The 9,823-nt window shown below is 68.9% G+C and carries 6 protein-coding genes and 1 pseudogene; 2 read left to right on the plus strand and 5 right to left on the minus strand.

Annotated features, from left to right (window positions below; translation table 11 throughout):
- Positions 1 to 34: 34 nt before the first annotated feature.
- Positions 35 to 2,539 (minus strand): hypothetical protein, encoded by a 2,505-nt coding sequence (locus AUCHE_RS13465; protein ID WP_006503880.1) that lies wholly within the window; start codon positions 2,537 to 2,539, stop codon positions 35 to 37.
- 108 nt (positions 2,540 to 2,647) lie between these two features.
- Positions 2,648 to 3,517, minus strand: a complete 870-nt coding sequence (locus AUCHE_RS13470) for an oxidoreductase (protein WP_006503881.1) — start codon at positions 3,515 to 3,517, stop codon at positions 2,648 to 2,650.
- Positions 3,518 to 3,850: 333 nt separating this feature from the next.
- On the opposite strand from AUCHE_RS13470, the gene AUCHE_RS13480 reads away from it, so the two are divergent.
- Positions 3,851 to 5,002 carry a PTS transporter subunit IIC gene (locus tag AUCHE_RS13480; protein WP_006503882.1) on the plus strand — a complete coding sequence of 384 codons (1,152 nt, stop codon included), beginning with the start codon at positions 3,851 to 3,853 and terminating at the stop codon, positions 5,000 to 5,002.
- Here AUCHE_RS13480 and AUCHE_RS13485 read toward each other — a convergent pair.
- The gene (locus AUCHE_RS13485) at positions 4,978 to 5,931 is read right to left on the minus strand and encodes a carbohydrate kinase family protein (RefSeq protein ID WP_006503883.1); all 954 of its coding nucleotides are present in this window, start codon (positions 5,929 to 5,931) and stop codon (positions 4,978 to 4,980) included. The genes AUCHE_RS13480 and AUCHE_RS13485 overlap by 25 nt on opposite strands.
- A 6-nt stretch (positions 5,932 to 5,937) precedes the next feature.
- On the minus strand, positions 5,938 to 6,873 hold the full coding sequence (locus AUCHE_RS13490) for a pseudouridine-5'-phosphate glycosidase (protein WP_006503884.1): 936 nt from the start codon (positions 6,871 to 6,873) through the stop codon (positions 5,938 to 5,940).
- Positions 6,874 to 7,216: 343 nt separating this feature from the next.
- Between AUCHE_RS13490 and AUCHE_RS13495 the strand changes: the two genes are divergently transcribed.
- Positions 7,217 to 8,494 (plus strand): MFS transporter, encoded by a 1,278-nt coding sequence (locus tag AUCHE_RS13495; RefSeq protein ID WP_006503885.1) that lies wholly within the window; start codon positions 7,217 to 7,219, stop codon positions 8,492 to 8,494.
- Positions 8,495 to 8,583: 89 nt separating this feature from the next.
- Here AUCHE_RS13495 and AUCHE_RS17025 read toward each other — a convergent pair.
- Positions 8,584 to 9,823, minus strand: a pseudogene (locus AUCHE_RS17025) (hypothetical protein); the annotation flags it as partial.

Genomic DNA, 9,823 nt, shown 5'->3' on the forward strand with positions numbered 1-9,823 from the left:
GGGCCAGGACGGGCATCGCGCAAGGCCTGAGGACTCAGCGATCGACGGACTCCGCCAGGTGGAGCACCGACGATCCGTCGCAGAAGGGCTCGGAGACCAGACCGTACCGGTCGGCCATCGCCCGGGCCACCGTCTCGGCCCAACCGTCCGTGCTTTCCGGGGCGACCGGATCGCCCACCACCAGGATGCGCTGCGCGCGCCAGATCCCACCGGCGGCGGCCTGTGGGCAGGCCCGTCCGGCCTCGTCGATGAACAACCAGCCCAGGGATTCCTCGCCGAGGTGGGAGAACATCGACCCCAAGGACGAGAACGAGGTCGACACCAAGGGCACCACGAGGAAGAAGGACTGCCAGGCCGCGAGGGCCGCCTGCGGGGGGACGTCCTGCGGGGCGGCTCCGGACAGGATGTCCAGGGCTGCTCGCATCGTCGAGATCATCCGGCGGGCCGAATGGGCGAACAGTGTGCGGTGCAGGGCCAGTGCGGCCAGGAACAGTTGTGAGCGGGCCTGGTTCAAGGTCGCGTCCAGCCAGGGGACCGTGGTCTTCCCCGGCCCCGGGTCGGCGAACCACGCGTCGTCCGGGTAGGTTTCGCGCCAGCGCTCCCGGTCGGCCTGGACCGTGGCGGCCAGTTCGTCCGCATGCAGGCGGGCGGACTTCAGGTCTTCCTGCGCCTGGGCACGTTCTTCGGCCTGGGCCGACAGTTCGACGCTGATCCGGGCGACCTCCTCCCGGGCGGCTGCGCCGCGCTTCTCCACGGTGACCACGGTCTGGATGAGTTCGTCGGCGGTTTCCGACCAGTCCTTCATCCTGCGGCCCATCGTGAGCATCTGCTCGAAGGCGCCCGGTTTGGTCTGGTCGTGGGCTCGTTTGCGTTTACGCGCGTCGGCGGCGTCCCGGTCGGCTTTCTCCGCGGCCTCACGGGCGGCGTACAGCCTGGCCAGGGCCGGTTCTTCTTCCTGGGTGAGGGCGTCGACCCGTTCCTGGGCGACTCGCAGTTCGTGGTTCGCGACCCGGGACGCGGTCAGTCTTTCCTCGGCGGCGCCGCATTCCTCCAGGAGTTCGCCGACTTTGGCGTCCGCAGCCAGGAAGTGGTCGCACGCCTCCTGCCAGGATCCTTGTGGGGAGAGCGCGGCCCTTTCCAGGAAGGAACGGAAAGTGGGCGGGAGGTCGGCGTATTCGCGTCGATCGGTCCAGAAGGACTCGGCGAAGGCGATCCGGTTCTCCCTGGATCCCAGCCGGGCGGCCACCAGCCCCCAGGCGTGGCCCTGGTCGTCGCCCCGCTGGGCGTGGCGTACCTGGGTGGCGATATCCCCCAGATGGTCGGCTTCCTCCCACGGGTGCGCCAACTGGGTGGCGTCCGCCAGCCCGTCGGTGTCCTCGTCGAGGGCGTGCGCGTCGGGTGAGGCCAACACCATCTCGAAACCGGTGAGGCTCGGATGGGGCTGCCAGGCGGTGCGATGGTAGTGCCCTTTCCACGAGTGGCTGCGGACGAAGGCGTCCTGCGGGCCGGGCAAGGCGGCGATCCGACGGGCACGTTCGACGACGAGTCCGGCGAGGACGTCCCGGATCGGGGGCGCCTCATGTGATTCGGGGGACACCCCTACGGAGTTCAGTCCGGTGCGGCCGGCCAGGTCGCCCAAGGTGAGGTTCACCGCGAACTGTTCGCTCAGGCTCGGGTAGGTCTGCGGCGACGACGGCCAACGGCCCCGGGGCAAGGAGGTGGTCGCCATACTCGTCGGCGCGTCCGGGGTGGACGAGGAGGGCAGCGTCTCGGGAGCGCCGGCTGCTGCGCCGAGATAGGACAGCAGGCCCCGTCCGGTCCGGCCACCGGCCACCGCTTCGGCCATACGGGTCAGATCGGTCAGGTAGGGGCTGTTGACCAGGTCGTCGACGCCGTCCCGGTCCGCGCCGGCCCGGACGGGGACACTGACCACCTGGACGGTCGAGGAGTCGGTGGAGAGCAGTTCCGCTGCCGGGGAGTCCTCGTCGATCCCGGCGGCTTTCCACGCCAGGTCGAGCAGGTCGCCCAGGGTCTCGACGGTGAGGACGTCCGGTGGGGTCCCGTGGAGGAGCTCCGCGGCCCGGATGTGGAAGAGGTCCGCCTGCCGGTGGAAGGCGTCGATCTGGGTGTCGGCCCATTGCCCGGCGAGACAGCGGGCCCAGGCCCAGGCTCCGGAGGAGAGGAAGGCCGAGGTCGCCACCGGTCGTCCGTCGCCGGTCACGGTCAGGCCGGCGGTAGCGCCACGGCCCGGCACCGGGGCTGCCCAGGGTGCTGCGCCCAGGGTCTCGGTCACGGTGGACTGCAGGTGGCGTAGTTCGAAGGTGCCCAGGTAGACCCGGTGCAGCCAGGTCAGGCCGTCGCCCTCCGGGGGGAGGGCGCACACGCCGTCGGGTTCCCAGGGCAGAGGGTCTCCGGGGACATATCGGGTGACGACGACCTGGTCGTCGACTGTTTCCGAATCGGGAATTCGCCGGGGAGAAAGTAATTCCATGTCCCGCCACGCTTGGGCGACCTGCGTGGGAAGAACGGATTCAGACATGGAGGCTCCTGATGTGTGCTGCTTCGCAAAACTCTAGGCCGAGCACGCCGTTCTTCTCCTACCCGACGGCAAGGTGTGTGCAAACCGTGTCGTCGAATGCGCCGAGGGTCAGCGGCCGGTCATTCGTTCGCACGCCTCCCACAGCCGACTTCCCAACTCGGGGTCGTAGGCCGAGGCGCGTGCCGATACCGGCCGGGGGTAACCACGCGTCTCACCGATGCCGTCGGGGCCGATGTAGAAGCCGCCGGGCAGATCGGGCACGGTTGCAGCGTAGAGCTCGGGGAGCGCGCCCATCCAGGCGGGCTGGGCGGCCGGGGTGGTCGCGAAGAAGCGCGACGCCTGATCTCTGAATGAATTCCCGCTTCTACCAAAGAGATTCGTGGAAGACATTCCGGGATGGGCCGCCATCGAACGCAGTACGGAACCCTCACGGATGAACCGACGCTGCTGCTCCAAGGCCAACACGATGCACGCCAACTTCGACTGCGCATACGACTTCGCACTGTCGTACGGGCGCACCGTCCAGTCCAGATCCGACACCTCGACCGAACCGAACCGGTGCGCGATCGACCCCAACCACACCACCCGATCCGTCAACACCGGCCGCACCAATTGCGACAACAGGAAATGCCCGAGCACATTCGTCGCGAACTGCATCTCATGCCCCGCCGCGGTCCGCGACAACGGAATGTCCATCACCCCCGCATTCAGGATCAACACATCGACCCGATCGAGACCCGCCGCGAATTCCACCACCGAATCCAGATCGGCCAGATCGAGCCGACGCACCTGCGTCGAACCGCCCATGCCGACCCGGGCAGCCTCACCTCTGGCCGTATCCCGGCACGCCATGACGACCTCGGCGCCCTTCCCGGCCAAGGCGCGCGCGGCTTCGAATCCGATCCCGGAGTTCGCGCCGGTGACGACGAATCTGCGGCCGCTCTGGTCGGGAATGTCGGCGGTGGTCCAACGAGACATCTGGGTTCCTCTCGGGGAAGCGGTGGTCGTGGACATTCTCGCGTGTGCCGCAGGTCGGTGGATCTTCTGCGGGGCGGGTGCGGACATCGGGGTGCGCGAGAGGCCGTCCGGTCGCCGGGCCGGCTTCCCGTCGGGAAAAGTGGACCGAAATATCTCAATATATGAACAGGTGAGGGCTGGGGAGTATTTCCGGAAGTTCCTGTCCGACAAGGACATACGTCCCTGACCCCCGTGCGGGTACCCACCAGATGGACGGTCCCGACACCGAGACGCCCTACCGCAGATCATGACGGAACTCGTACGACCGTCCGACCAGTCACGTCAGGAACCCACATGTCCCAGACACCCGCAGCCGCCACCCTCAAAGAGGGGCCACCCGGGAAGGAGGAGACGACCCCCGACCCGAAGGCCACCACCCCGGCCCCGACCCCGGCCACCGCCGAGACCGCGCCCCGGCCCTCCTTCATGATGAACATCCTGAACGGACTCGCCCTGGGCGTGATCGTCTCCCTGATCCCAGGAGCCTTCCTCGGCGAACTCCTCAAGGTGCTGCTCCCTGCCGCGCCCTGGCTGAAGGTCCTCCTCGACGCCACCACGGTCTCCGCATCCCTGATGGCCGTCGTCATCGGATTCTTCGTCGGACTGAACTTCAAGTTCACCCCCATCGAATCCGGATCCATCGCGATCGCCACCCAATTCGCCTCCGGAGCCGTCGTCGTCACCAATGGCGCCATGGTGCTCAAAGGCACCGGCGACGTCATCACCATGGGCATGACCGCAGCACTGGGCGCCGCCATCGTGCTGGCCATCGGCGAACGCACCCGCACCTACGCCATCCTCGTCGTCCCGGTCACCGTCGTCGCCGTCGCAGGCGTCGCCGGACGGCTGATGCTGCCCTACAACATGACCGTCACCGCGACCATCGGACGCGGCGTCGAACACCTGCTGAGCCTGCAACCCGTGGTGATGGCCGTCCTGATCGCCGTGGTCTTCTCCGTGCTCATCCTCTCCCCGGTGACCACCGTCGGGATCGCCCTGGCCATCTCCATCTCCGGCATCGGCGCCGGAGCGGCCAACCTCGGCGTCTGCGCAGCCGGCTTCGGCTTCGCCGTCCTCGGATGGCGGGTCAACGGACCCGGCCTGTGCATCGCCCACGTCCTGGGCTCACCGAAGATCTCCATGGCGAAATTCCTGTCCAACCCCAAGATCGCCCTCCCGACCATCTGCAGCGCAGCCCTGTGCGGGCTCGTCGGCGTCACCCTGGGCATCGACGGCACCCCCTTCAGCGCAGGCTTCGGGTTCTCCGGCGGAGTCGGCCCGGTCGCCTTCATGAGCGCACACGGCTGGGCGGCGCCTGCCGTCCTGAAGGGCCTGGTCGCCTTCCTGGCCGTACCCCTGGGATTGGCCCTGCTGTTCAACCACCTGTTCAAGAAGATCGTCCCCCTGGTGAGCGACGAGGACTACCGCCTCGACATCGGACGCTGAGAACGCAGACCTTCCGGACCGGACGGCGACCCCGACCGGCCCGGAAGGTCGTCCTCCAGAACCGCTCCCATCCGGCGGAGCACCCGAGAGGCCGAACGGTGCCCGGCACGGACCGCCCCCACCAGATCCCCACGGTCACCCAACCAGGCCACCAGGAAACCGGCGTTGAAGGCGTCCCCGGCACCGGTGGTGTCGCACACCCCGGACACCGGCGGCACCGCGACCCGCACCGGATCCGCCCCCACCCGCACCAGCGAGGTCGGCCCGGCGCCATCCCGCGCCACCACCACGGTGTCCGGCATCCGAGCCAATGTCGGGCCGGGCAGACCGTCGACGGACAACAACCCCGCCAGGACGCTCTCCTCGGCATTCGCCGAGACCACATCCGGGGAGATCCGACACAACACGTCAGCGAAAACCTCCGGGGTCAACGACTCGATCACCCCGACCGACGACGTGTCCACGCTGATCAGACCGCCCGAAGCGCGCACCCGGGCCGCCGCGTCCACCGCCGTCCCCGCCGTACGTCCACCCGCCAACCCGTACGCCGGACAATGCAGGAGTTCCACCCCGGACAACTCCTCGTCCCCCAGCCGATCCAGATCCGTCGACGCACCCCGGTCGGGAAACATCGACCGCTCACCGGACTCGTCGACCATCACCACGATCATCCCCGTCCGGCCGCGACGACGGACCCGCACATCGACCCCGCACGCGCGCAGATCCTCGACCACCCACCGGCCTGCCGGATCGTCCCCCACACACCCGAAAAAACGCGTCGGATGACCAGACGCCGCGAAAGCCGCCACATTCGCGGCACTCCCACCACGCCGCAACACCACCGTCGCCGCCGTGTCCGAGCCGTACCGGGTCGCCTCCTCCCGGTGGACGACCACGTCGTACACCAGATCACCCAGCACCCCGAGCACCGCCGATCACCCCCGAACGGACGCCGGAGCCTGCGACAGGGCCGCCGCCACCAGCGCACCCAAACGCACATTGCTCAGGTACAGGGCCACATTCGCCTGGACACTACGACCCGCCGTGGACCGGGACAGCTGGTCCAGCAGGAAGGGCGTCGCCTCCTGGCCGTCCACCTCCGACCGCTCAGCGGCCGTCCACGCCTGGGAGAGCACCCGGTCCAGCTCCCCCGGCTCCAGCGCGGCCTCCGCCGGAATCGGATTGGCCACCACCACGGCCGAGGACACCCCGAAGGCGTGCTGGGCGCGCAGGACATCAGCGACCTCCTCGGGCGAATCAGCCCGTTGCCGCAGTGGAAAACCCGCATCGGGGACGTAGAACCCCGGGCACCGGTCCGTGCGATACCCCAGGACGGGCACCGCGAAGGTCTCCAACCGTTCCAAGGTCGCCCGGACGTCGAGTACCGACTTCACCCCGGAACAGACCACCACGACCGGCACCTGGGACAAGGCGTGCAGATCGGTCGACTCGTCGAAGGACGCCGACGCGCCCCGATGGACCCCGCCCAGACCACCCGTGGCGAAGACCGCGACGCCCGCGCGATGAGCCAGATGGATACTGGCGGCAATGGTGGTACCTCCGTTGGTCCGCGCCACCGCAGTGGTGCACAGGTCCCGTACGGAGACCTTCGCGGCCTGCTCGTCGACGGCGAGGACGTCGAGCTCCTCCGCGGACAGACCGACCGTGGGCCGCCCGTCGACGACACCCACGGTGGCGGGCAGGACCCCGAAGGAACGGGTCAGGCGTTCGGCGTCCTGAGCGACCCGCAGATTGAGCGGGCGAGGGAGTCCGTGCGTGAGAATGGTGGATTCCAACGCCAGGACAGGACGTCCTGCGGCGACGGCCGTCCGGACGTCCTCGGCGATACGGATGCGGTAGGACATGGTCATCCCGGTCTCCTTCGCGGGGCCGCGACATCGCGGCAGGACGCCCGGGCACCCTGGCGTGCCGGGCCGATCTCGCCCGTCACGGTAGCCCGGAAAGGTCGGATGTCCTCGGAGGCGTGCGGTGTCGCGTCCCGGCGTTCTTGCGCATCGAGATGGCGTGGACCGGGGGGAGGACCGGGGGGAGGACCGGGGGGAGGACCGCGCTACCCGGTGATATGTCCACCTACGACTAAGTTGAGAATAGTGCTCAACAACGATCGCTTTCCGAGGAGAACACCGCACCGATGACCCACCCCGTCACCCACGTCACCGGCGCCCACCCCACCCACGGACAGACCTCGACACCATGACCACCACCCCCTCGACGCGCCGGAGCGACCTGCACACCTTCCTGGCCCTACCCGGACTGCTCCGCCTCCTCCTGATCACCCAACTCGCCTTCAACATCGGCTTCTACCTCGTGGTCCCCTTCCTCGCCAGCTACCTCGGCGACGAACTCCACCTCGCCGGATGGATGATCGGGGTGATCCTCGGACTACGCACCTTCTCCCAACAAGGGATGTTCTTCTTCGGCGGCGCCATCGCCGACCGCTTCGGCATCCGCCTCAGCATCGTCGTGGGATGCCTCATCCGCATCACCGCCTTCCTCACCCTCGGACTGACCCGCGAACTCCCCGGCGTCATCATCGGCGTCACCCTCATCGGCCTGGCCGCAGCACTCTTCTCACCCGCCACCGAATCAGCCATCGTGGCCTGGGGGCGCGACGTCGAACACGACGGCGGACCGACCCTCCAAGAAATCGTCGGACTCGAAAGCATGTGCTCCAAACTCGGATCAGTGATCGGACCCGTGCTCGGCGGAGTACTCCTCGTCATCCCCTTCCGCGCCACCTGCCTGGTCGCCGCCGGGATCTTCGCCCTCATCCTCGCCGCCCAACTCCACTGGCTCCCCCGCGACGCCCGCATCGGCGAACCCACGACGATCCTCGACTCCCTGGCCACCGTCCTCCACAACCGCACCTTCCTCACCTTCGCCGCCATCCACTCCACCTACCTCCTCACCTACAACCAGCTCTACCTCGCCGTACCCGTCGAACTCGCCCGCATCGGCGCCCCCGCCACCGCCATCACCTGGCTGTTCGCACTCGCCGCCGTCCTCACCATCACCCTGCAGCTCCCGGTCACCCGGCGAGCCCTGCGCTGGGGCACACCGGCCGCCCTGCGCCGCGGATACCTGCTGCTCTCGGCCTGCTTCCTCGTCGTCGCCGTCGCCGCCCCGTACCCGACGAGCGGACCAGCCGCCTATCTGCCGGTCGTCACCCTCGTGGTCCTCCTGCACCTCGGACAGATGCTCGTGCTGCCCGCGGCCCGGGACACCGTCGCCGAACTCGCCCGGCACCGCTGCCTCGGCAGCTACCTCGGGTTCCTCTCCTCCCTGGGCGGACTGGCGGTCCTCATCGGCAGCACCGCAGCCGGAAGGCTGCTCGACCTCGCCCGCACCCCCAACCCGGGCGCGCCCGTCCCCTGGCTCTTCCTGGCCGCACTACCGGCCTGTTCAGCCATCGCCGTCACGATCTTCTGCCGACGACACCCCGCCGCCGCGCCCGCGCCGACCCGCTCCTGAAAGACACGCGGTGCAGGTCCGGGCACAGCTCGGGCCTGCACCGCGCCAGCTCACGTCCTGGTCGCAGACGGACGCCAGGCGTCCGCCGATCAGTGGGAGCCGACGGCGATGCTCGTCAAGAGCGCGACGAGCTCTGCCGAGGCGACCGAGGTCGGTTCGGCGAGATGCGCGAGGTCGATCCTCGTCGCCCCACCCAGGTGGCGGTCGCAGGGCATCACCCGGCCGTCGCGGTGACCGCCGGTGATGGCGCTGATCGCCCGAGCCGGGGTGATGCCGGTGTCCCGGCCGGTGTCCACGACGAGGACCACGACGCGTTCAGCTGGGACCCCCAAGGAATCCAACTCGCGTAGAGCCTGTTTCGCCGCAAGCATGCCCGGGACGGACGGACTGGCCACCAAGACCATGACGTGGCACTGGTCGAGCAAGTGGTGCCGGGTATCCCGTCCCATGTCGAGCACGGTCAACGTATGGCAGTAGGTGAGCCGGTTGACCAGCTTGCGCAGCTGATCGTCCTCGACGTCGATCGCGGTCACCGCGGTCACCGCGCCGTCCGGGGTGTAGGCCAGGTTCTCCACCAGATCCTGCGGTGAGACAGCCGACTCCAGGGCGTGCGAAGCGAAGCAGTGGGTCTCCGATCCCAGCGTGGTGGCCAGGGCTCCTCGATCGTCGGCCGAGGCGACCACGGAGACGCTGTCCTCACGGGCTCGGACGAAACAGTGCGCGATCAGGGTGGACACCGTCGTGACCCCGACGCCGCCCTCGGCGCCGATGACGCCGACGCGGAGCCCGGTCTGCAACTCCACCTGGGTCTCCTCGATGCTGGCCGCCAGCCGCATCGGGGTGTCGTCCGCGCTGAGGAGCAGTGAGAAACGGTGCCACAGCTTGCGCCACCACGGCCATCCGTGGCGGGTGCCGAGCCTGCGTCGTTCCAGTTCGTCGGCGCGAGCCTCCAAGACCTGCACCGTGACCGCCGGATAAGCGGCCGCCGGGTTGGCGGGATCGACGGGTCCTTCGGGGAAGGACTCCTCCCCGCCCGGGGGTGAGATCTTCTCGACGGGCTCCTGCCATGCGGGCGGATCGGCGGGATCCGCCAGGTGCAACGGATCAGCCGGCAGGGGGCGGCCGTCCACCCGAGGCAGGTCGACAGCCGATTCCTTATCCACCGGAGGCGGTTTGGGACGGAACGGGTCTTCCGTGCGGAAGGGCACCAGCGGAGGCGACTCCAACGAGACGGATTCGTCGACCCGGTACGGGCTCTCGCTGCGGAAGGAGGGGCCTCCGCGGAAACCGGGCCCGTCCCGGAAAGGATCCTCGCCGCGGGAGGGCACG

This window comes from Austwickia chelonae NBRC 105200, assembly GCF_000298175.1.
Lineage (GTDB): Bacteria > Actinomycetota > Actinomycetes > Actinomycetales > Dermatophilaceae > Austwickia > Austwickia chelonae.

Excerpts from the sequence above, each read along its gene's own strand:
- AUCHE_RS13470 (WP_006503881.1), bottom strand. The coding sequence starts at position 3,517 with ATGTCTCGTTGGACCACCGCCGACATTCCCGACCAGAGCGGCCGCAGA.
- AUCHE_RS13465 (WP_006503880.1), bottom strand. The coding sequence starts at position 2,539 with ATGTCTGAATCCGTTCTTCCCACGCAGGTCGCCCAAGCGTGGCGGGAC.
- AUCHE_RS13495 (WP_006503885.1), top strand. The coding sequence starts at position 7,217 with ATGACCACCACCCCCTCGACGCGCCGGAGCGACCTGCACACCTTCCTG.
- AUCHE_RS13490 (WP_006503884.1), bottom strand. The coding sequence starts at position 6,873 with ATGACCATGTCCTACCGCATCCGTATCGCCGAGGACGTCCGGACGGCC.
- AUCHE_RS13480 (WP_006503882.1), top strand. The coding sequence starts at position 3,851 with ATGTCCCAGACACCCGCAGCCGCCACCCTCAAAGAGGGGCCACCCGGG.